This window comes from Paenibacillus sp. SAFN-117 (assembly GCF_051966115.1).
GTDB lineage: Bacteria > Bacillota > Bacilli > Paenibacillales > NBRC-103111 > Paenibacillus_L > Paenibacillus_L residui.
In genome coordinates, this window is record NZ_JBQCLK010000007.1 from 80603 (window position 1) to 103259 (window position 22657).

Sequence of the window (22657 nt, forward strand, 5' to 3'; positions counted from 1 at the left end):
TAAGATGGGAGCAGGTCGGGTTATTAAAGGAGAGGGCTTGAAGATGGCGCGTGGGCGCGGAATCCATTCCATTCGCGGTCGGTTGTTTCTGCTGTTTCTCTCTTCCATGATGGTTCTTCTCATGCTCGGCAGTTATCTTTATTATCGCAGCACTACGGACTTAATTCATGAGAAAATAAGCGATATGGCGGAGAAAAATATTTCTCAGACGGCCGGCCTGTTTGATCTGCTTCTTGAGGGATACATCAGTGTGACGAAATCGTTGAATAGCAACTATGAACTGCTTCGCCTTCTGCAGGAGAGGGAGAAGGAAAAGGATCCGGTGGCCGGCGTTAATGTGGAACGGATGATCCAAAACATTATGGGTGCAGTGTTCTACTCTCGCAAGGACATTATAGGAATTCATATCATTACGGATAAAGGCAAAATTTATACTTATGAAAATCGTTTTCCTGGGGCGACGGATGATGTCGAATATGTGGAGACGGATTGGTTCAAGAAGCTGGAGCAATCCTCCGGGGAGGCCGTCTGGATGGGATTATACGAAGGCCCGGTATTTGACTCTTCGGGGGATGGGGCTGTTTTTGCATTCGGCCGGAAGCTGTACGATCTGTCGACCTATCAGACGATCGGAGTTCTCCTCATCGAAACGGATCCGAGGCCGATCCTCGAAGCGCTCTCCAATGTCACTATTAGTCCGAACAGCCGGGTCTACATTGTGGATAAGGAAGACAAGGTGGTGGCTTCCACGGAATGGAACCGCGTGCAGGCTCCCACCTCCAGCGGATTGCCGCGTCCGACGAGTCATGGTGCCGTTGTCGAGAACCGTGAAGGGGAATTAGTTGCCGCCGCCCAGGTTGACCACGCGGAATGGACTGTGTTCGGACTGACTCCGGAGGCGGATATTCATGCGGAGATCATCAAGACAAGAAAGTATCTGATTATCGTCAGTGTGCTGCTTGTCCTTCTGTCCATTGCGCTTGCTACTTTGATTTCGCGGAATATTTCCTCTCCTCTCAAGCTGTTGATTCGTCAAATGCGGCAGGTGGAGAGGGGGAATTTCAGAGGCGCGGTCAATGTTCGTTCCTTTGAGGAAATCAACAGTCTGGTCTCCTCGTTCAATCGAATGGTTCGACGGATGGACGAATTGATTGAGCGGATTACGCTAGCTTCCATCAGTGAGAAGAATGCCGAGCTGCAAGCGCTGCAATCTCAGGTTAATCCGCATTTTCTATACAACACGCTCGATATGATTTATTGGATGCTGGATGAACGGGAGAATGACCGGCTGGGGCGGGTCATTCTTGCGCTTTCCCATATGTTCCGGTACAGCAGTGACTGGCAGGAGGCCTCGCGGACGACCTTGCGTCAGGAGCTGGATCAGATGCGCCATTATATGACCATCATCGAAAGCAGATTGGAAGGAAGAGTCCATGCCGAGATCGATGTAGACCGCCGGTGGCTGGATGTCCCGCTGCCGAAGATGACCATTCAACCGATTATTGAAAATGCCGTGAAATCCGGACTGGAGCCGGTGGATCGGCCGGGGAAGCTTCGTGTTTATACCCAAACAACAGAGCGCGAGCTTCTTGTTGTAATCGAAGATAATGGCATCGGCATAGAGGAAACGGCTCTCCATGCTCTGCGTGCGTCGCTATATGGCATCGGTTCCAGAATATCCGAGGACAGGCGGGAAGTAGAGCTTATCGGTTCGAAAACTACGGCGGAGGGCGCGGATCAGTGGAAAGCCGAGGCCACCCCGACTGCAGAAGAGGGCAAAGGCTCGCGGAAAGGAATCGGGCTGCCCAATGTTCACCGCAGAATTGCGCTGATGTTCGGGGAAGCCTACGGTCTCAGAATAAACAGCATCATCGGGTCTGGGACGACAGTCATTGTCGTGATGCCGTTGCCTGCCATAGAGGAGGATGATGATCATGAACTTGTTGATTGTCGACGATGAACATGTCATTCGCGAAGGTATTCGGAGAACGCTGCGAAATCACTTTCCCCACTGCAGCACGTTCCTCGCCGCCAACCCGGAGGAGGCAACCGCTTTGCTGCGCAATCATTATATCCACATTGTACTCACCGACATCTTGATGCCGGGGATGACCGGTCTGGAGTTGATGAAAGTGTCAAGGAAGCGCCATCCGCATATTAAGTGGATCGTGATTTCGGCATACTCCGAGTTTGCCTACGCGCAGGAAGCCGTCCGGCTCGGAGCCAAGGATTACTTGCTTAAGCCGATAGGCAAAGAGGCGCTGATCGAAAGGATAGGCAGGTTAAAAGAGGAAATTGCGCGGGAAACGGAGCTGGCCGAGGATGCGGAATGGTGGAAGAGCGGCCGCAAATATTTACGGGAGGCTATTTTTCAGAGGGTGGCTCTGGGGTTGGATACCGGCCGGTTTGATTTGGGACGGTTTATGGAAAACCATCCATTCTTCCACCTCATTCTGGTCAAGATGGAAAGCGACAGGAATGTCCAATTGGAAAATTTCATCGTCGAAAATGTGCTGAGCGAGCTGATTGATAGATACGGGCGCGGGTTCGTAACACTGCTGGACAATAAGAGCTTGCTGGGGTTGATTACGTTGGAAGAAGAGAGCAGGCTCGGCGGGTTATTGAACGAACTGCGAGCCCATCTGAAACAGTATCTCCGCCTTCCTTTCCAAATGATGCATTCGGAGCGAGTAGACCATTTTACTAAAGTGGCGGAAAAAGTCCGGCGGATGAGACAGTTTTCCACAATTCAAGGTTATGAGCATTACGCAGAAGGCGGGGAACGTGCCGTGGAGGTGGCGCTTCATTATATCCGTTCTCATTATCAGGAGGATCTGTCGCTGGAGAAGGTAGCCTCCATCGTTTACCTTAATCCGGTCTACTTCAGCCAGTTGTTCAAGCAGAAAACAGGACAAAATTATAAGGAGTATGTCATTCAATTACGTATGGAGCAGGCCAGACAGCTCCTGCTGAACCCTCGATTGAGGCTTGCGGATATCGCAGAGCGGATCGGGTATCAGGATGTCCGCTATTTTGCGACCTTGTTTCGCAAGAAGTATGGGGCCAGTCCGTCGGAATACCGTCAAGCCTGCATTAGCGGGAATGGAAAGGGGATATTCTAGCGAACACGGTAGTATCGCTGAAACGTGACGAGATCTAGTCCGTATATAGGAGAAAACCTGCGAGTTTCAGTTGCGGTGTAACCGTTTTGCTTCCAGCATTCTTGTCCTCACCTAGCCGGACGATGAGTCAGCCGCTCATGCTCCGGCTCTAGGTGAATAAACACTTTAGGAGCATGTAGAACCTTCTGCAGATCGCTCTCTATCCGGTCGCAGAGATCGTGGGCCGTCACAATATCTGTATCGGAAGGCACGACGAGATGGAAATCGATATGCTCCTCGGGACCGGACCTTCTCGTTCTCAGCGCGTGGTACTCGATGAATTCCTCTTTGTAAGAATCAATAATTTCTCGCACGAGCTTCTCTTCCTCCTTGGACAGACGCGTATCCAACAACGGCAGGAAGGATTCCTTCCCCAGCGAGAAAGCTTCTTTCATAATATAAACGGCTATCGCTATCCCGATCAGCGGATCGAGCAGATAGAAATCGGTCAGGCTGACCAGCAGCAAGCTGAGAGCTACCCCTAAGGAAGAGTAAACATCGGTCAGGAGATGCAGGGCATTGGAACGCATGGCTACGGATTGCGTTTTCTCCCCTACGTTCTTGACGATGCGCCCCACAATCAAGTTTATTCCTGCACCTATCAGCATAGCGGTAACACCTAGAATGGGCAGACGAATCGGCTCGGGGTGCAGCAGCTTCTGTACGGATTCATAAATAATCCAGATTCCTGCCACGAAGATGAGCAGCGTTTCGATCGTTCCCGAAACATTCTCAAATTTGCCATGTCCGTAAGGATGATCCTTATCCGGAGGCTTGGAGGAAATGCGAACGGAGAAAAAGGCGATAACCGACGCCATCAAATCCAGCGAGGAATGGATGGCTTCGGAAATGACAGCCACGGATCCCGTTAACACACCGACGATCAGCTTGAGCGTGACGACAAAAAAATTACTGATTATGGACAAGCTGGCGGCTCTGGTTGCTTTCAAATCAATCATTCCTTTATTCATTCGTTTCGTTAACGATCTTCTCTTAATATCTTATCCGATGAAGTTCGGGTGGGTCTATAGAAACAGTGTTGGGGGGTATCCAATAAATAGGATCAACTATAAATTGTTGAACGCAGCTAACAAATCAGGCCGTTCTTATAGGTCCGGGATAATAAGACTTTTAGATCGTATAGTCAAAATATATGAATAAGAGAGGACGCTGTTTCGGCGTTCTCTCTGTTGTTTAAGTAAGATTGCATGGAAGTTTGCGATAATAGCGGCTGAATAGGATGAGTTTGAACGTGCCGCCGATTATGATACAATAATTAGGAACATTTTCCCATGGCGAGGAGTGTTAACAGTGAGAAGAAAGCTCATGTTTACCGCAATGATGTCACTTGTTGTCGCAGCTTCTATGTCTATAGGCGCATGGGCCGCCACCAGCCTGGAAGAGGTTAAAGCCTCATTGAATAAAGGCATCCAGATAGAATTAAATGGCCGTTCCCTGCAATTTAAAGATGAGCAGGGGGGAACTCTCTACCCGATCACTTATGACGGCAATACTTATCTCCCCGTTCGATCCGTCGCCGAATCGTTAGGGCTGTCCGTGGCTTGGGACGGAGAGGCTAACAAAGTCCTTCTGAATGAAGGCAGCTCCCCTAGCGCTTTGAAGAGCTTCAATGTCAATGAAACCATCGTGAGCGGACCGATGAAAATGACCATTACGCAAATAACGTTGGACCCGGCTTACCGAAGCACTCCATATTCCAAACCGGTTAATGCCGTGGTCTTTAAAGTAGAGGTTGAGAATACATCCGGTGAGACAGTGAACTGGAGTCCCCATCAAGGAAAGCTGGTGCTCAATACGAAGGAGCAGATTGAGACCGGTATCTACTATTCCGATCCTGTAGGAGGGGAGTTTAGGGGAGAGGTTCTGAAGAAGGGCAATATTGTGTTTCGGGTAGAGAGCAACCTGGAGGAGGTTACCAATCTGACCTATTATATTTCAGAGCCTTATAATAACCAATCCGACAGGGTGGGAGACGAAACGAGCGTGGAATTTGAATTGAAATAGATGTCGGGGATGCCGTTCTCCAAGGGATGTTGAAGTATTTCCATAAGAAGAACCTCGAAATCCGTCAGGATGAAGAGGTTTTTTTGTTTTCGCGACTTGAGCCATCCTGATAATGCGCTGCATTTGGAATGGATGGTTCAATCTAAAAATTTTTTATGGAAGCATTGGAAGAATAGGAAGAATAGTTTTCAATATTTTCTAGGGGGAAAGATTAAATATAACGAAAAAAACGATTGCGTAGGACGGAAAATCCATGTAATGTAAAAAGGGTTAATTTGATTTCCGAATAGAAGGAGCGAATAAATACATGTCCACCGTATCCCACCCTTCTCCAATGGGGTTATTCCGCAACCGGTTTGTTCAGGCCATCCTGTTGTCCGGATTGCTCCTTCAGATTGGAATATGGGTTCGTAATTACGCGATATTGCTTTTTGTCATGGAGATGACCAACGAGGATCCGTTCGCGATATCCATGATTTATGTGGCCGAATTTGTGCCTATTTTCGTTTTTTCGTTTATCGGCGGGACTTTCGCCGACCGATGGCGTCCCAAGCGGACGATGATCTGGTGCGATTTGCTCAGTGCAGTGTCGGTCTTCGTCGTGCTGCTCACGTTAATGTTTGCAACTTGGCACGCTGTCTTTTTTGCCACGTTGATCTCGGCTATATTGTCCCAGTTTTCCCAGCCTTCCGGAATGAAGCTGTTCAAGCTCCATGTCCCGGAGGAATTGATGCAAATGGGGATGTCATTGTATCAGACGATGTTCGCCCTTTTTATGATTCTGGGGCCTGTTCTCGGGACGTTTGTCTATCAATCGTATGGAATCAACGTCGCCATTCTAATCATGGGTGTCGCCTTCCTCTTATCTGCGGCAGCTCTCACCTTGCTCCCGGCGGATAGGCAGGAGGAAAAGAAAGAGATTTCGACCACAGTTCGTGAGGAAATGGCCCAGGGCTTCCGGTATGTGCTCCAAAGCCGCTCCCTGACGCTGCTGGGAGGCTGTTTCATGCTGGCCGGTCTGGCTATCGGATTAATCCAGCCGCTGGCCGTCTTTCTGGTAACCGAGAGACTGGGGTTAGATAAGGAAAACCTGCAGTGGCTCATGATGGCGAACGGAATCGGGATGATTGTTGGAGGCGGTCTGGCTATGGTATTTGCACGCAAGATCGCCCCTCAGCGATTGCTGGCTTTCGGTATGGTGGTCAGTGCCGTCGGAATGCTGATCGTCGGTTTCTCAACCAACCTATGGCTGACACTCGGCGGGCAGCTGCTCAGTGGCCTGGTCATGCCCGCGATTCAGATAGGAATCAGCACGCTCATTCTGCAAAGCACCGAATCCTCTTTCGTAGGCCGGGTGAATGGAATATTGAATCCTCTCTTCATGGGATCCATGGTCGTAACGATGATGGTGTCCGGGGTGCTTAAGCCGTTAGTCACGCTCGTAGGGATGTTCACAGTCGCCGCGGTTTTGTTCGTGATAGGGGTCATCGTCATTTCTCCGCTTCTAGGCTCTTCATACAAGCCGGGGACGGCCGGAAATGGTTCCGATTCGGAGGCTTCCGCCGTGAAGCCAATGGGCGAAATGATGGAGCCTTAACAAGGTATTAGCTTAAGAGGGTGTACTCCAGGTTATCGGATGGATGACTAGGGACACCCTCTTTGTTATCTTTCCAAGGACAGACATGACGTCCAACGGAAAAGCCGGCGCCTATTTTATCGGCCGATCCGGCAATTTAGGCGGATGCTATCCGCAGACAACCCCGCTCTTCTCATCTAATACATCAAAAGCGATGATTTGGCGGGAGGGAAGAACGATGTTTCGCAGAAAGCTTGGCTTAAGGGTTAACGAATCTCTTCGCACCTTGGAAGCTATTGATCTGGTTAATTGGAAGAAGAATGCCCGGAACAGAGCTAAGAGGGCCCCTGTCGAGCTGAATGAGGAATGGCTCATTCCATCAGAGGAGATAAGAGATAAGGGAAACCGGAAAGCCGGAAGGCAAGAAGGCAGGACGGCAAAATCCGGGGTTATTCGGAGGGCCAGGAAAGAAAGGGACGTCTATTCCTATGACAGGGCGGTTGCGCCGGCCAAAACCGGGGGAGATTGGAACGAGCAGACATACCGGAGAATCAGAGACACCGAACTACCCCAGAGGGCGTCAACACCCAATGACCTGTATCATCTCATCCATGATCATTTGGACCATATCCAGGAGATGACTGTGGGAGTAGAGCAGCTTATGAAGGCTTCCGCCGAGCTGGTTCGCCAGTTGGAGCGGACTTTCGGACGCGAATAATTATTTTGATTTAGAACAAACTATAATTTACAAGTCCTCCAAAATAAATTATAATGATTATAAACAAGTAATCAATTTAATTTTATAACGCCCTGAATTTGTTTTGTAGCATGCTGCTCCCGTATAAGGAGCGGCATGTGTCGTTTTTAGGGGGTTAAAAATGGTAATCATTCTCATTGAGATAAGGAGGGCTATGATCATGAGTACTTCTCTGCAAACGGCAAAAGAATCGATCCGTGAATCTAAAGGCTGCAATAGTAAGGATGACTATGAAGGTAGAGGAAATGATTGGATGAGTAAATATGGAGAAGGCATAGCGGCCCTGGCGAGCGGAATTCTGATCGCAGCAGCCTGGGGAATGGGGTATGTGTCGGAGCCCGTCTCTATTGGCTTGTATCTGCTGGCATTCGTTGTAGGAGGATTTGTCAAAGCGAAGGAAGGTCTTCATACCCTGATTGCCGAGAGGGATCTCGACGTCAATCTGTTAATGATCCTTGCCGCCATCGGGGCGGCCATTATAGGCTACTGGACGGAAGGGGCCGTGCTGATCTTTATTTTTTCCTTAAGCGGCGCCTTGGAAACTTATACAATGCAGAAGAGCAGCAAAGATATTTCTTCTCTCATGGACTTAAAGCCGGAAACGGCTCTTCTCTATAAGGATGGCAAGGAAACAGAGGTGCCGATCGAGCAATTGGCGGTGGGCGATCTGGTTCTGGTTAAACCGGGGGAGAGAATTCCCGCCGACGGGCTGATTCGCGAAGGGAGCTCTGCCGTGGATCAGGCTTCGATTACCGGGGAGTCGATCCCGATCGATAAAGAGCCCGGGGATGAAGTGTTCGCAGGTACGCTGAATGGCCATGGAGCGCTGTTCGTTGAAGTTTCCAAGCCGAGCGAGTCTACCTTATTCGCCAAAATCATTAAGCTGGTGCAGGAAGCACAAAGCGAAAAACCGGCCTCCCAGCTTTTCATAGAACGGTTCGAGCGGATTTATGCCAGGGTCATTATATTAGTTACGCTATTGTTAATTGCCATACCGCCATTCCTGCTTGGCTGGAATTGGGAGGCTACTTTCTATAAGGCGATGGTGTTTCTGGTCGTTGCTTCCCCTTGCGCTTTGGTCGCGTCGATTATGCCGGCCGTGCTGTCAGCCGTATCCAATAGTGCGCGGAAGGGCGTTCTGTTCAAGGGAGGAGCTCATTTAGAGAACATTGCCCAAACAAGTGTCGTAGCCTTCGATAAGACGGGGACGCTCACCTACGGGCAGCCGGCGGTTACGGATTGGGTGGCCTATCAAGGGATGAGTGAGGAGGAGTTGTTTGAAATCGCAGCTTCCATCGAAAGCTTGTCCGAGCATCCTCTGGCGAAAGCCATTGTTGACAAGGCAAAGGAGAAGCAATTGAGCATCGGGCGGGCTTCGGGGCTCAAGGCTCTGACCGGCTGGGGAGTTCAGGCGGATTACCGCGGGGATACCTGGAAAATCGGCAAGCCGTCCTTCACCGATAAAGAATGGATGAATGAAGAAATTGAAGCCATCGTAGAGAAATGGGCGAATGAAGGCAAGACGGTCACCATTGTCCAGAACTCACAAGGAGTAGCAGGGGTATTGGCTCTTCAGGACCGGATCCGTCCGCAAGCCAAGCAGGCGATCGCCCGCCTGCGGAAGCTGGGCATTACGGTGGCCATGCTGACAGGAGATCAGCGGAGAACGGCTCAAGCGATCGCCGATGAAGCGGGGATCGATCTCGTCTTTGCGGAATTGCTGCCGGAAGATAAAGTGACACGAATCAAGGAACTGAAGGAGAAATACGGCAAAGTGACGATGGTCGGAGACGGGGTTAACGATGCTCCGGCGTTGGCTACGGCAACCGTAGGGATTGCTATGGGAGCGGCCGGGAGCGATGCTGCGCTTGAAACCGCCGATCTGGTTCTGATGAATGACGACATCGACAAAATTTCGATGGCGGTCGAGCTTGGCCGCCGGACACGGAGAATCGTTAAACAGAACATCGTCTTTGCCATTTCCGTCATTGCTCTGTTGATTCTTTCGAACTTCGCGCAAGGGATCGCGCTTCCTCTTGGCGTCGTCGGCCATGAAGGCAGCACCATTCTGGTCATTCTCAATGGCCTGCGACTGCTTCGCTAATATTTGCCCGGGTTGGTTTGAGCGGGTTGATTGATGTCTGGCTGAAGATGCCGTGTGTTGATGCGACTATTTTGCTGCGCTGCGTGGCAAGATTACATTTTAACGGTCCTAATCGGGATATTAGCGATTGGGGGACCATTCAAAAAGGGGCGAGAGATCGCCCTTTTTTTGTTACCATATAGGAATCATTTAAATTTAATGCGATGTAGGATAAAGTTTCCTATGGGGCATAAAAAGCTTCCGTTATACCGGGTTATACATCTTCAGTTCCGGGTTCCCCGCAAAGTACCCGAAATACGCTTCGAAGGTCACACGTCACTTTGTAGGGTATTGATAGGCTCCGTTAGGAGCTTTTTTACCACATTAGAAAGTTTAAGTTCATTAAAGCATTAAAATGGAACAAACTTTCTAATTGGCATAAAAAGCTTCCTCTAATACCGGGTTATTCATCTTCGAGATGGCTCCGTTAGGAGCTTTTTTTATTGATCCAAGAGCGCGGGCCCGTTCGTTCCGGGGCTGACTTCGCTTTCTCGGCCATGCAGCCGCTGTATGGGCGGAAACAGGCGCATGGCCCTAAAGACGAGCAAAAATGCAGTAGAATCTCGTCCTTTTTCCGAAATGGAGCGAAAGACGCTCAAAAGTGCATGTCTTTTTGGCCAAACGGTGGGATTTTCGCAAAAACCGTCCAAAAGACCTGCACAATCGCTCTAGAATCCGGCATCGCGCAGATTTTTCCCCGAAAGACCTGCACTTTTGCTTTTCTTTATGAAATAGAAGAGCAGAACCTCGGAGATTCCTTCATCAAACGATTTTCAAGTGGAGTGCCGGAGACTTTCCGCTTATGGCTACAACTCCTAAAATGAGCACAAGAAGCGCCAGAAGCGCCAGAAACGCCAAAAGCGCCAGAATCCCAGAACGCCAACAATTGGCAATCGCTGTGCACAAATTTGCTCTTTTGTTCATGTATGCGCTTTAGCGGACTTATTTTTCCTCCTATATAGAAAAGCACTCTCTATTTTTGACAAGAAAAAGAATAGGAAGAATATCGATTTTATATTGTGGATCGTTAAGAATACTGTTGACAAAAGGGATAGAACTGGAATAATCTATTATCGAGTGGATATAAGCACAAATTTAATTCAAATGAACATAAATAAATGAGTGAATTATTTTATCAAGGGGGGATCAGGATGCTGGCGGCAGAACGAAAGCTTCGAATAGTGGAGTATGTCAAGCAGAAGAGAGTGGCGACGGTATCAACGCTTGCCAAAGAATTTCAGGTCCATGAGGCGACGATCCGCCGGGACCTGGCTGAAATCGAGCAAGAAGGTCTGCTGCGGCGGACTCACGGTGGAGTCATTGTGGACAGGGGAGCCAATAAAGAGCCCTCCTTCTCCGAGCGGGCCTCCGATCAGCTGGAGCAGAAGATGCGCATCGGGCAGAAAGCGGCTGAACTGATCGAGGACGGAGATCACATTATATTGGATTCGGGTACGACCACCATCCATATTGCCCAGAATATTAAAGACCGGTCCAACATTACCGTAGTCACCAACGATATGAATGTCGCAGCCGAGCTGCGTGATGCGCCCGGTATCAAGGTAATTGTGACCGGGGGGGAGCTATACCCATCCAGCTTTATGCTTAACGGCATGTTCACGGATCGGGTGCTGGAGGGACTGCATGTGCAGAAGGCTTTCATCGGTACTCCTGCGATTCATCCCAAGCACGGGCTCACTCATCCCGAGGCCCAGCTCGTTCCGACGAAGCAGGGAATGATTGCCGCCGCGCAAGAGATTATTGTTGTGGCGGATGATACGAAGATCGGCAAAGTATCACTGCATACAGTGGCTCCCATTCAATCCATCCATACATTTATAACGGGAGAGGAAGCTTCAGAATCTTATATCAAGCTGTTCAAGGATATCGGCGTCCATGTGATTGCGGTTTAAATGGTTGAAGCATCGCTAGTTTGCTTAGGCAAAAGCTTTCGAATGACGGCTGGTTGATAGTCCATAGGGGAAATATCCGGCATGCCAATGTTATGGCTTGAACCGAACGCATTCGTTTCCGCTCTGGAATGTGGCGGGTCGCCTCTGCCTCGAAAGGAGGTGATAGTTTTGATAACCGAAAACAAGGATGAGGTTTGCTCGCGCGCATACAGATTGATTCGGCCCGGACATATGGAGGAAACCTTCCTGGAAACGCCAATTCCCGAAGGACATGTAGTCATTGAGCCGACCTTGGCCAGCATTTGTCACGCCGACTTACGCTACTATACCGGACAGAGACGTCCCGAAGCGCTGGCGAAGAAGCTGCCCATGGCTCTTCTTCATGAAGGAGTGGGGCGGGTGGTGCACAGCACAGACCCGGAATTACAAACAGGAGAACGGGTTGTCATCGTCCCTAACATACCGGGGTATATGCAGGACGGCATAACTCCTGAAGAATGCTGTCCGGTGTGCAAGGATGGGCCGGGAGGAAATTACTGCTCTCGGGGTTATTTTCTGGGGAGCGGTATAGACGGGATAGCCCAAAACCGCCTAGTCATTCCAGCTTCCTGCGCCATACCGATTCCAGCGGACCTGCCGGACGAAATTGCCGTATTGTCGGAGCTGTGCTCCGTATCTTACCAAGCCCTCCAACGGGTACGGGACAGATGGGGCCGGGCACGCGCAGCCGTATTTGGAGACGGTCCCGTCGGATACTTGACGGCATCGATGATTCATCATTTGTTTGGACTGGATAAAGATCGGCTTAAGGTCTTTGGGGCAGATCCGAACAAAATCGATAAGTTTCATTTTGCCGATTGCGCCATGGTTCAAGAGTATGATTTCGCTGCGGCGGAAACGGTGGACATTGCGGTGGAATGTACGGGCGGAAGATTCAGTGAAAGCGCCGTTAATCAGGCGATAGATATTCTTAATCCGGGCGGAATTCTGATTCTGATGGGAGTTACGGAGGAACGCGTCCCTATCAACACGAGGGATGTGCTGGAGAAAGGCTTGACTCTGATAGGCAGCAGCCGCAGCTATGCCCCCGACTATTATCAGGTGCTGGAGGCAATGAAGGATCCTTCCTACCAGCAAACTTTACGGCAAATATTGCCGGAAGAATGGACCAGAATAAGCAAACTGGAAGATTATATAGAGGCCATGAACGATGCTGCAGAGCATCGCGGGTGGAAAAAAACGGTACTGGCGTTCCAATGGTAGCACCTATGGAAACGGACCAGCACCATAAAAAGAGAAAAAAATAGATACAAGGCTATTGTACACCAGATTACAGTGGAATTATAGTCGAACCTGATTTTGCAGGGACGAATTTGTTCAAGAAGAAGCCGGCGGCATTCCGAAAAAACGCGTTTTTTGGAGCCTGTCGGCTCTTCCTGATGGGAACATCAAGACTAGAATGATATACTGGAAATAATACGCAAATTCTATGTTGGCGCTTACAAAAATGAGGGAGGAAGTTCGCGAATGGCTATCTTTTTAAATTTATTACCGTACATGAACCGGATTGAAGACAGTGCGGAGTTGTTCGAGCGGTGGAAGGGCGGAGTGGAGATTCCGATGGATGGCCCCAATTGGAGAGAGCCTGTCAACTGGCATCATGAATTTTCACGATTTGCCGATCATCCGGGTCCGATTAGCGTTCATTCTCCGATCTGGGAGCTGAATCTGGCGACTCCCCGTTTCGATCTCCTGAGAAATTATTCTTTGGACGTCTATAGGGAATGCCTCGCTTGGTCTGCCAAGATAGGGGCCGAACAGATGGTAATCCATCCGAGTTTTCCCGTGACCCCGTTATTTCTTCGCAAGGAATCCCAGGAATGCTCCAAGGACAGTCTTAGGAAACTGGGGGAAGAAGCCCGAAAGCTCGGCATCGAGCTGGCCGTGGAGAACGTCGGCTTCCGCGAGCACGCACTGTTCGACCAGGAAGAGTTCGTCCGCTTGTTCGAGGAAATTCCGGAAATTACCGCGCTGGTCGACGTAGGACATGCCCATATTAACGGATGGGACATCCCGCAGTTGATCCGTCAATTGGGAACCCGGCTTAGCGCCCTCCACCTTCATGACAATGATGGGTATGATGATTTGCATCAGCCGGTAGGAGAAGGAACAATCGATTGGGAACCGATTTGGGAAGCTCTGCGGGAATTGAATCACGGCTATCGCGCCATTCTGGAATATCAGTGGGATACTCCATTGGAAACGATGCTAAAGGATGCCGAAGCGATAGAGAAAAAGCTGTAATTTCCGGGAACCCATCTGAAAAAGACTGATATTGTTCCTTAACGAACAAAATGAACTTACAAAGTTTCCCAAATTATTAAATGACCGCCCTATCTACCGGTCGCCTCTTTTTGATATGATGTAGGAAACAATCCCAATGAATGTCAGACGGACGATTTTCTGCATCATTATTTCATTAGTGAGGTGGCGCTATGACCGAGGCAAGCAGTAATTCCGTTCAAGAGTTTGAAGGAGAGGTCAGCTTTCAACCTGGTACTCCCGGATTCTATGCTAATCCGCATGTCCTGTACCGCGCTTTGCGTGAACGCGATCCCGTCCATGCGGTGCCGGGTTCGAGCTCTTGGCTGGTAACCCGTTATGAAGATGTGGCCCATGTGCTGAAGGATGCCCGATTCGGCAAAAGAATGGATCATTCGGGGCCTCCCCCGGAGATTGAAGCGGATATCCGGCCGGCCGTGGAGCTTCTCAATCGGTTTATGCTTTTCCGGGATCCCCCGGACCATACGCGGCTGCGCGGCCTTGTCAGCAAGGCCTTCACACCGAGAATGATCGAACTTTTGGTTCCGAGAATCCAGGCGATTACCGATGAATTGCTGGAGGAGATTGCCACGCGTGAGGAGGCGGAGCTGGTCGCGGATTTTGCTTTCCCGCTGCCGGTCATCGTTATTGCCGAAATGCTGGGGGTTCCCGCCGGCGACCGGCAGAAGTTCAAAGATTGGTCGAACCTTGTGGCCTGCCTGATCGATTTCAATGCGTCACGTTCATTGTTCGTTGAAGGCAGTCAGGTCGTTCAGGAATTAACGGAGTATCTGCGGGGCATTGTAGCCGAGCGCAGACGCAGCCCGCAGAATGACTTGATCAGTGCGCTCATCCGCGCGGAAGAGAATGAGCAGAAGCTGACGGAGGAAGAGTTGATCGCTTCGTGCGTCCTTCTACTGGTCGCCGGTCATGAGACGACGGTCAATCTGATTGCGAATGGAGTATATACTTTACTGACTCACCCGGAGCAGCACGCTTTGCTTCTGGAGAAGCCCGAGCTTATCCCCGGGGCGGTGGAGGAAATATTGCGCTATGAAAGCCCGGTGCAGATGACCTCCCGTTTGGCGCAGACCGATGTTATCATCGGCGGCCGGACGATAACGAGAGGCCAGGAGGTTCTGGTTTCGTTAGGTGCGGCCAATCGGGATCCGGCTGTATTTGCCGAGCCCGACCGTTTCGATATAACACGGCAGCCCAATCCTCATCTGGCTTTCGCCGCGGGCATTCATTACTGTCTTGGGGCCGCCTTGGCCCGGATGGAAGGTCAGGTGGCTATCGGTTCTCTGCTGCGCCGATTCCCGAATCTGGCATTAGCCGAGCCGGAAATTACATGGAAGGAATCGGTCGTCTTCCGTTCTCTGCAATCGTTGAAGGTCAGACTGATCCCTTAATGGAGGAGGAGAAAACATGCACGAACGCCGTTTTAACCCGGACAATTTGGAGAGATTGGATAACCCGGAGCGCCGGAGGACGATCCCTCCCGAGCAAGTGCTGAAGCTGCTTCCGATAGAAGGAAGCGACGTCATCCTCGACGTAGGGGCCGGCACCGGTTATTTCACGATTCCCGCGGCACAGATGACCGGCGGAACCGTGTATGCTCTTGATGTGGAGCCAAGAATGCTGGAGCTGCTCAGAAGCCGGGTGGAGGAGCAGGGGCTGTCCAACATCGAGAGCAAGGAGGGGCCGCTTGAGGCCATTCCGATGCCTGATGGGAGTGTGGATCATGTCATTGCTTCCATAGTGCTTCATGAAGCGGAGCCGTATACGCAGGGGCTGGCCGAAATCGGACGGGTGCTGAAGAAGGGCGGGCATCTGCTCTGCCTGGAATGGGAGCACAAGGTGACGGAATCGGGTCCGCCGCCGAGCCATCGCATTCCTTCGGAGCAGATGGAGGAGTCATTGAAGGAGGCCGGCTTCGAATTGGTCTCGAGACAGGATCCTTCCGATGCCTTGTACCTGATGATTGCCCGCAAGATTTAGCTTGAATTCTTAATCTTGAAATTGCAAGGGACTGCCCTCAGCGGCAGTCCCTTATTTGATGGACCCTAGTCCTCGCCTATTTACGGGCCTTGTAAGTGCCTTTGATAAACTGATAGGTGAGATCATACACTTCGCGTGCGTCGGGATCGTCGGACTGCGCCGCTTTCAGCAACGTTTTCACTTGCTGGTAGTAAGCGTTATAAGATCCCTTCATATAGCCGTATTCCACGCCTTTATCCAGATATGTGTAATACTTGTCACGAATCTCAGGATTGGTCAGTACGGCGTCGCTCATCTCGATCTCGACACCCATGCCGTGAGCGCGGGCGGCTTGAGCAACGGCATCGACACGATCTGCCGTTGTGTTATGGAACGTATAATTCGGCTGCATCAGGGCGGAATCGAAGCCAATGTCCTTCCATTCGTCCCAGCCTCGGCCGAAGTAATAAGGAATCCACTGCAGCCTCGCTCCTTTGGAACGGACGTAATCGCCTGTGCGGCGGATCAGCTCCCCGTCTTTCTCCGCAAGCTGGTAGGCAACGAATTCGTTGTACCAATAGAAGGAGACCAGCTCCAGCTCGGTATATCCGGCCTGCTGCCAGCGATCATAAACTTCGTCCACGAACCAGCGGACGACCTTCTCCCGGTTGGCCAACGCTTGGTCTTCCCCGACCTCGCTTACCTTCATGTTTTCACTGATGCCGTCCCCATCCACATCGCCAAAATCGTTCTGATCGGTACGCGGATATGGAATGGCTATCGCTACTTTAGCCTTATAAGCAGGATTCCCCAATTCCGCTTTGGCTTCCTGGACAGCCTGGTTCAACGCCCCCAGCTCATAATCGTCGCGGAACAGACGATCCAGGAACGACTCGAAGTGGGCTTTGTTGGTCGGCTTTCCAGTAGTTGGCCCGAAGTTGGCGCCATCCAGCAGCGGCGCGTAGGGGAGGAACAAATAGCCGTCGAACATGTAATCGACCCTGTTCATATCGGTATCCACATAAGAGACATAGGGCTTGAAGTCCTCTTTAGTAAACGAAATCCAGTCTGCGGGCTCATATTGCCATTCTCCGGTGTAGATCAGCACTTCGCTGCGAATGCCTCCGGCTTGCTCCGAGCCAGGTCCGGGATACTTAATTTTGTCTTTCGGCCCCTGCGGTGAAGGGGTTAGCGGGCGTCCAGACCGGCCCGGCGTTCCCCAGACTTCGATTTCATCCATGAATACCCAGGAGTCGACAGCAATCTCTGCTTTAACATAACGGGCTACCTTGTTAATTCCTTGCAGAGTGAGCTTTTGGGTGAGCGGGCCCTTCTCCGTAGTGGAGATTTCGTTGTTCACCGTGTCCAGCTTCTCCCAGACCTTCCCGTTATGAGAGATGGAGAATTGGACCTGCTTGGGAAAGAAGATGCCGACCGGCAAATCTTGCAGCACATTCACGGAAATTTCCTGAATCGTAGATACTTGCTCCAGATCGATGGTGACGATCCGGCTTCCCTGCCAGATGCTGCCGACATATGCCATGTTCGAGAAGGTCGTATCGCCGTATTCCCCATCGGTTAATTGCCGGCCTGTATCATCCGGATGAGCGGCCTCCACCGTACTGAAGTGTGAATCCCGCGGATAAGGGGTTTCCAGCGTATAGCTCTTGCCCAGCGCCAAATTGACCAAACCGCCGTCCGGTTCGGAGTGAGCCGGTTGGGCGAAACCGGCCGCAGGGACGAGAGAGATGGCCAGCATCGCTGCTAGGCATAATGAAAACCATTTGCGTAATTTCATAATTTTTATCCTCCTTTGTACCCATGAAGTTTAATAGCTATGAGCTGCCCCTTCAGCCTGCTTCTACTTGAGGCCTGTCAGGGAAATGCCTTGGATGAATTTCTTCTGCACGAAGAAGTACAGGACGACAATCGGAACCGTGAACATCGTAGCCGAGGCCATCAACAATCCCCAGGAGACCTTATGTTCTCCGATAAAGGCCCGCAGGCCGACTGACAAGGTCCACTTGTCGGGATCATTCAGATAGATGAGCGGACCGAGGAAGTCCTTCCATTCATTCAAGAAAGCAAACAGCGCCACCGAATACAGCGCCGGCTTGGCCAACGGCATAATGATTTGCCAATAAATCCGAAATTCCGAGGCCCCGTCGATCTTGGCCGACTCCGTTAATTCATACGGAATGGTCAGGAAAAACTGCCGCATCAGAAAGATGTAGAAGGGGATCCCGAACAGGTTCTGAAGAATGATCGGCCAGTATGTATCGACCATGTTCAGCTTGTTGAACAGCACATAAACCGGGATCATCGTCACCTGGTAAGGCAGCATCATGGAGCCCATCATGATGAAGAACATCAGATTGCGGCCGCGGAATTGAAGCCTGGAGAATCCGTAAGCGGCCAGCGGTGCGGAAATAAGCTGGCCGATCACCGCCAGGGCGCACAAAAACAGCGTATTCAACGTATAGCGAAGAAAAGGAATGGCCTGCACAGCATTGGAATAATTGAGCCATTCGAATGTACTCGGCCACCATACGACAGGCAGCGAGAAGATTTCTTCCTCCGACTTAACCGAGGTTAAGACGAGCCAGACGAAAGGAAGCAGGAACAGCAAGCCGACGAGAGCAAGCCCAAGATGCGGCACCAGGCTTGTGCGGATGGAACGTGCAGCGGATGGTCGGGCCATTATTTCTCACCCCCGTAATAAACCCAGCGTGCCGAAGTCTTGAACACAAGCAGGGTAAGCCCCATAACGAATAGAAACAGAATCCAGGCCATGGCGGATGCATATCCCATATTCAGGAACGAGAAAGCGGTCTGGTACAAATAAATGGCGTAGAACAGCAAGGAATTCTCCGGTCCTCCGACCGACTGGGACGCTTCCGCGAAGATCATCCCTTCGGTGAAAAACTGGAAGTAGCCGATCAGCCCCATAATCAGCAGGAACAATGTGACCGGAGAGATGGAGGGAAGCGTAATGTTCCAGAACTTGCTCCATCGTCCGGCTCCATCGATCTCCGCAGCTTCATAGAACGATTGCGGAACGTCCTGCAGGGCGGCCAAATACAGCACCGTATTCGTTCCCGTCGCCCAGAATCCCATCAGGATGATGGCGGGCTTGGTCCATGCGGGATCGACCAGCCAGTTCGGCCCGTTAATGCCGATGCTCCCGAGCAGATCGTTGACAAGGCCGTATTGCGCATTGAGCAGCCACATCCACAGCAAGGAGCTGGCAACCGCCGGAACGAGAGTGGGCAGGAAATAAATCGTGCGGTACAGAGCCTGCCCCTTTACCTTCGTATTCAACAGCATGGCCATGGCTAACGCGAAGGCCAGGTGGGGAATCAGGCCGAAGACGATCAGGTAGCCCGTATTGAATAAAGACAGATAAAATTTATCATCGGCAAAAAGATTAACGTAGTTCTCCGCTCCGACGACATCGGGCGGGGAGAATAAATTGTATTCCGTGACGCTGTAATAGAACGACATCAGGATCGGATACAGCTTGAAAACAACGAAGCCAATCCACCAGGGACTGGTGAACAACAGGCCGATTAGGAAAGCTTTGAACGCCCTGTTCCGTTGCCCGGCCGTTCTCGTTCGATTGGTCATCAGTTCTTCCGGCCTCCTTCAATGGCTGAATCATAGATAGGGCTTGAACGGCGGCGGACGGACGGCCGAAGAACGCGGAGCATCATCCATGCTGCTTCCCGGCGTCCGCCTGCTGCCTCCCGGATTATTTATTCGCTTTGTCCGCCAGCGGCTGGATCTTCTCCGCCACTTTATCCATAGCTTCCTGGGCGGAAGATTGGCCTTTCAGAGCTTTCTCCGTTTCTTCGCTCAACGCCTGTAAATATTGATTGATATACACGTTGTTGGGGAAGCCCTGCAAATTCTCGCTCTTGGCCCGCTCGTAGAAATCCCACATCGTTCTCAGCTCTTCGTTCTTCGTCAGCCTTTCGTCATCCAGTGCTTTCTTGACGGTCGGAATGACTTTGGACTCCTGGGCGAATGCCACTTGCGTATCGACGCTCATTAAATATTTCAAGAATTCCCATGCTTCGTCGGGGTGCTTCGCTTTCTTCGGAATGAAGACCCCGCGCGGGGAAACCATACCCGATCCCTTCAGGTCGGGGCGATCCGCCGGGTAAGGGAATGGGGCGATGCCGATAGGGCCGTCAGCGGTTCTTTCCTCGGTGAAGTTATATTCCCACCCGATGATCATGGCGATTTGACCGGTCAGCATCGGATCCTGCGGCGTGCCTCTTTGGCCGAGCCCGGACTTGAATTTGCCGACGGCATCGTTGCCGTACAGCTCGTAGAATTTGCGCTGATACTCGATGGAGGCAACGTTCTCCTTGCGGTTCGGGGTTACCTTGCCGCTATCGTCCACCCAGGAGCCGCCGAAGATAACGGGCCAGAAAACGTTATCGATCCACGGATAGTCCGGCAGAAAGCCGATGTTGGTCAGATTGCCCGATCCGTCTTTCTTGGTCAGCTTCTGGGCGTAATCGAGAAGCTGGTCCAAGGTCTCCGGCGGTTCGGTAAGGCCGGCTTCCTGGAAGGCTTGCTTGTTATACATAAGGGTGTTGGCCATGCTCATGGTAAAAGGAACGCCGTAGTATTTGTCGCCTACCTTCATTCGTTCCATAGCGGCAGGGACGACCGAGCCGATATCGAAATTGTCCTTGGAGAAATAGCTGTCCAGATCCAATACGGCTCCGGCATCGGCCCAAGGGCCGATGTTGTTCCAGAAGGTCAGGGCCACATCAGGCGGATTGCCCCCTGAAATCGCTGTCAATTGTTTCGTGGCGTCCTGATTACCGAGCACCTTCACCTTGATTCGGTCTTGACTCTTGTTGAATGCTTCCACCGTCGCTTCGATTGGTCCGGAGTCTTTCTCGGACCAGACATGCCAGAACGTAATCTCCACCGCATCCTTCGGTTTATCCGCCGGCTTCTGGGATGGCTGCGTTTGCGGCGATGTTCCGGGCGTGGCTCCGGCGTTGCCGGAAGGGGTTGAGCCGGAACCGGAGCCGGAGCCGGAGCTGCAACCGGCTGCCAAAGAACCGATTAATAAACTAATCAGAACAGGAGAGGTAATTTTTTTGAATCTCGCTTTCATAGACCGAACTCCTCCTTCTTAAAGTCACTGACATAATTTTTTATCTTTTTGCCGCTTTGTCCCGAATCTTGCTGTTGAGTAACACCCTCCCCCTTTTTTACGGACAAGACTGAATCCGCTTACATCGTTTTTCAAAAAAATCAGATAAATTCGGTGCTACTAAAAATATAGCACAGAATGGAATTAAATTCCGCTATTATTTTAAAAAATAACGGTTTTTTTCACCTTGTTCTTAGAAAGAGAATTTTACTGAAAAAAGCTTGCTGCCGGATCTTCAAAAAGTCAGTGAAGGTTAGGAGAGTGTGCCAATATTTGCTATAATAAATGATATATTTTGCGATGGAGAGATTTTCTTGAACGCGAGCGCTTTCTTGAAATACTCCGATTATCTCATACATATTAATATCTATATATAGAAAGAAGGGCTGGCAGAATGAATATTTATTCAGTGAAATATACATCAACCGAAACCTTGTTTGACGAAGAGAAGCAGAGAAAGCAAAACATCGTATCCGTTCGGGCCAAGGACGAGGAAGATGCCAAGCAGAAGGTGCTGGAGAAGCTTAAGGCGGAAGGCAGGCACAGCCAGATCGTGATCCACTCGGCTAGGCTGGAAGGCAAGGTGAAACGAAGCACTCCGCTGCTGATCGGAGTCGTGATCGTTGTTATTCTGATTTTGTTATCGATATTTAACCGTTAATGGAGGGTTCTATGCATATCAAAGGGAACCCGCAAGTAGCTGAAATCCCTCTGACCATGATCAGGCCTCATTTGCAGGGCATTCCGGATGTTGCTCTGCCGGCCCCTTACCGGATTCGTTCCTTCCGGCCGGGAGATGAGCATCTATGGGCAGCCATTGAGTGGCGGGCCGGAGAGTTTCCGAGCCAAGAGCAGGCGGAGCTTCATTTTAACCGCGAGTTCGGGAAGCATCTCGATGAAATGCAGCTTCGGTGCTTCATTCTGGAAGACGGGCCGGGAACCGCCGTCGGAACAACAACGGCATGGTACAACACGTTACGGGGAGAACCGTATGGGAGAATACACTGGGTCGCCATCGTACCGGAGCATCAGGGCCGGGGGTTAGCCAAGCCTCTGCTTTCCCATGCGATGAAACGTCTGGCCGATTTCCATGACAGAGCATATTTGACCACGCAAACGACAAGCTGGAAAGCGATTCAGATGTATCTTCAATTCGGTTTCGAGCCTTGGGTTGTCGAGGAGTCCTGCAGGGAAGGCTGGGCCATGATGGAGGAATTGCTGCAGCGAAAATTACTTTAACGGACCGGATCGGCTGCCAGGCCGTGAAAGCGTTATAGCGAGAAAGACGGTTAGCTGCAACCGGCAAAAGACCCGCAAAAGTGCAGGTCATTGTCGGGTGGGTTGGCTAAAACCGCAAAAGACGAGCAAAAGTGCAGGTCTTTGGAAGGTGGTTGGCTGAAACCGGCAAATGACGAGCAAAAGTGCAGGTAAATTTGGATGTTTTGCTGATTTTACGCATTTTGGCCGGAAAGACCAGCAGATTTGCACGTCTTCTTCGGGATTTACCGAATTTTTGCAAAAAGACATGCACTTCTGTCTGTCCTTGCCCAAGGAAAAGCTTTTATCACCTAATGGACAATCCGAGTAAGGCGAGTATCCGA

Annotated in this window: 19 protein-coding genes; 14 read left to right on the forward strand and 5 right to left on the reverse strand. The window is 50.9% G+C overall.

Annotated elements, in window-relative coordinates:
- Positions 1-43: 43 nt before the first annotated feature.
- On the forward strand, positions 44-1960 hold the full coding sequence (locus ACTHRH_RS06715; RefSeq protein ID WP_144937999.1) for a cache domain-containing sensor histidine kinase: 1917 nt from the start codon (positions 44-46) through the stop codon (positions 1958-1960).
- Positions 1935-3122 carry a response regulator gene (locus tag ACTHRH_RS06720; protein ID WP_150959467.1) on the forward strand — a complete coding sequence of 396 codons (1188 nt, stop codon included), beginning with the start codon at positions 1935-1937 and terminating at the stop codon, positions 3120-3122. Before ACTHRH_RS06715 ends, ACTHRH_RS06720 begins: the two co-directional genes overlap by 26 nt.
- 107 nt (positions 3123-3229) lie before the next feature.
- On the opposite strand, the gene ACTHRH_RS06725 is transcribed toward ACTHRH_RS06720, so the two are convergent.
- Positions 3230-4120, reverse strand: a complete 891-nt coding sequence (locus ACTHRH_RS06725) for a cation diffusion facilitator family transporter (RefSeq protein WP_144938006.1) — start codon at positions 4118-4120, stop codon at positions 3230-3232.
- Positions 4121-4472: 352 nt separating this feature from the next.
- Here ACTHRH_RS06725 and ACTHRH_RS06730 point away from each other — a divergent pair, with 352 nt between their 5' ends.
- The 10 genes from ACTHRH_RS06730 (at position 4473) to ACTHRH_RS06775 (ending at position 15898) form a co-directional block, all read left to right on the forward strand.
- Positions 4473-5186 (forward strand): stalk domain-containing protein, encoded by a 714-nt coding sequence (locus ACTHRH_RS06730; RefSeq protein WP_440414715.1) that lies wholly within the window; start codon positions 4473-4475, stop codon positions 5184-5186.
- Positions 5187-5493: 307 nt separating this feature from the next.
- Positions 5494-6783 (forward strand): MFS transporter, encoded by a 1290-nt coding sequence (locus tag ACTHRH_RS06735; protein ID WP_379290225.1) that lies wholly within the window; start codon positions 5494-5496, stop codon positions 6781-6783.
- Positions 6784-7000: 217 nt separating this feature from the next.
- On the forward strand, positions 7001-7480 hold the full coding sequence (locus ACTHRH_RS06740) for a hypothetical protein (RefSeq protein WP_150959470.1): 480 nt from the start codon (positions 7001-7003) through the stop codon (positions 7478-7480).
- Between the two features lie 193 nt (positions 7481-7673).
- Positions 7674-9623, forward strand: a complete 1950-nt coding sequence (locus ACTHRH_RS06745; protein WP_440414769.1) for a heavy metal translocating P-type ATPase — start codon at positions 7674-7676, stop codon at positions 9621-9623.
- Between the two features lie 482 nt (positions 9624-10105).
- Positions 10106-10486, forward strand: a complete 381-nt coding sequence (locus tag ACTHRH_RS06750; RefSeq protein ID WP_440414718.1) for a hypothetical protein — start codon at positions 10106-10108, stop codon at positions 10484-10486.
- A gap of 327 nt (positions 10487-10813) precedes the next feature.
- Entirely contained in the window at positions 10814-11575 is a 762-nt protein-coding gene (locus ACTHRH_RS06755; protein WP_144938023.1) for a DeoR/GlpR family DNA-binding transcription regulator, read from the forward strand.
- Between the two features lie 159 nt (positions 11576-11734).
- Positions 11735-12838 carry an alcohol dehydrogenase catalytic domain-containing protein gene (locus ACTHRH_RS06760; RefSeq protein ID WP_370451735.1) on the forward strand — a complete coding sequence of 368 codons (1104 nt, stop codon included), beginning with the start codon at positions 11735-11737 and terminating at the stop codon, positions 12836-12838.
- Between the two features lie 264 nt (positions 12839-13102).
- Positions 13103-13879, forward strand: a complete 777-nt coding sequence (locus ACTHRH_RS06765) for a sugar phosphate isomerase/epimerase family protein (RefSeq protein WP_144938025.1) — start codon at positions 13103-13105, stop codon at positions 13877-13879.
- Positions 13880-14070: 191 nt separating this feature from the next.
- Positions 14071-15309 carry a cytochrome P450 gene (locus ACTHRH_RS06770; RefSeq protein ID WP_440414720.1) on the forward strand — a complete coding sequence of 413 codons (1239 nt, stop codon included), beginning with the start codon at positions 14071-14073 and terminating at the stop codon, positions 15307-15309.
- Between the two features lie 16 nt (positions 15310-15325).
- On the forward strand, positions 15326-15898 hold the full coding sequence (locus ACTHRH_RS06775) for a class I SAM-dependent methyltransferase (RefSeq protein WP_440414722.1): 573 nt from the start codon (positions 15326-15328) through the stop codon (positions 15896-15898).
- Between the two features lie 76 nt (positions 15899-15974).
- On the opposite strand, the gene ACTHRH_RS06780 is transcribed toward ACTHRH_RS06775, so the two are convergent.
- The 4 genes from ACTHRH_RS06780 to ACTHRH_RS06795 all read right to left on the reverse strand — a co-directional run bounded on the left by ACTHRH_RS06780 (position 15975) and on the right by ACTHRH_RS06795 (position 21017).
- Positions 15975-17675: a DUF4855 domain-containing protein gene (locus ACTHRH_RS06780; RefSeq protein WP_440414724.1), complete on the reverse strand. Its 1701-nt coding sequence runs from the start codon at positions 17673-17675 to the stop codon at positions 15975-15977.
- Between the two features lie 63 nt (positions 17676-17738).
- Positions 17739-18578 (reverse strand): carbohydrate ABC transporter permease, encoded by an 840-nt coding sequence (locus ACTHRH_RS06785; protein ID WP_144938033.1) that lies wholly within the window; start codon positions 18576-18578, stop codon positions 17739-17741.
- The gene (locus ACTHRH_RS06790; protein ID WP_144938035.1) at positions 18578-19504 is read right to left on the reverse strand and encodes a carbohydrate ABC transporter permease; all 927 of its coding nucleotides are present in this window, start codon (positions 19502-19504) and stop codon (positions 18578-18580) included. Before ACTHRH_RS06790 ends, ACTHRH_RS06785 begins: the two co-directional genes overlap by 1 nt.
- Positions 19505-19628: 124 nt before the next feature.
- A complete protein-coding gene (locus ACTHRH_RS06795) occupies positions 19629-21017 on the reverse strand; it encodes an ABC transporter substrate-binding protein (protein WP_379286827.1) in 1389 nt (462 codons plus the stop codon).
- A 433-nt stretch (positions 21018-21450) separates the two neighbouring features.
- Here ACTHRH_RS06795 and ACTHRH_RS06800 point away from each other — a divergent pair, with 433 nt between their 5' ends.
- Together ACTHRH_RS06800 and ACTHRH_RS06805 are read left to right on the forward strand one after the other, a co-directional pair.
- The gene (locus ACTHRH_RS06800) at positions 21451-21717 is read left to right on the forward strand and encodes a hypothetical protein (RefSeq protein ID WP_144938039.1); all 267 of its coding nucleotides are present in this window, start codon (positions 21451-21453) and stop codon (positions 21715-21717) included.
- Between the two features lie 11 nt (positions 21718-21728).
- A complete protein-coding gene (locus ACTHRH_RS06805) occupies positions 21729-22295 on the forward strand; it encodes a GNAT family N-acetyltransferase (RefSeq protein WP_225312569.1) in 567 nt (188 codons plus the stop codon).
- Positions 22296-22657 lie beyond the last annotated feature (362 nt).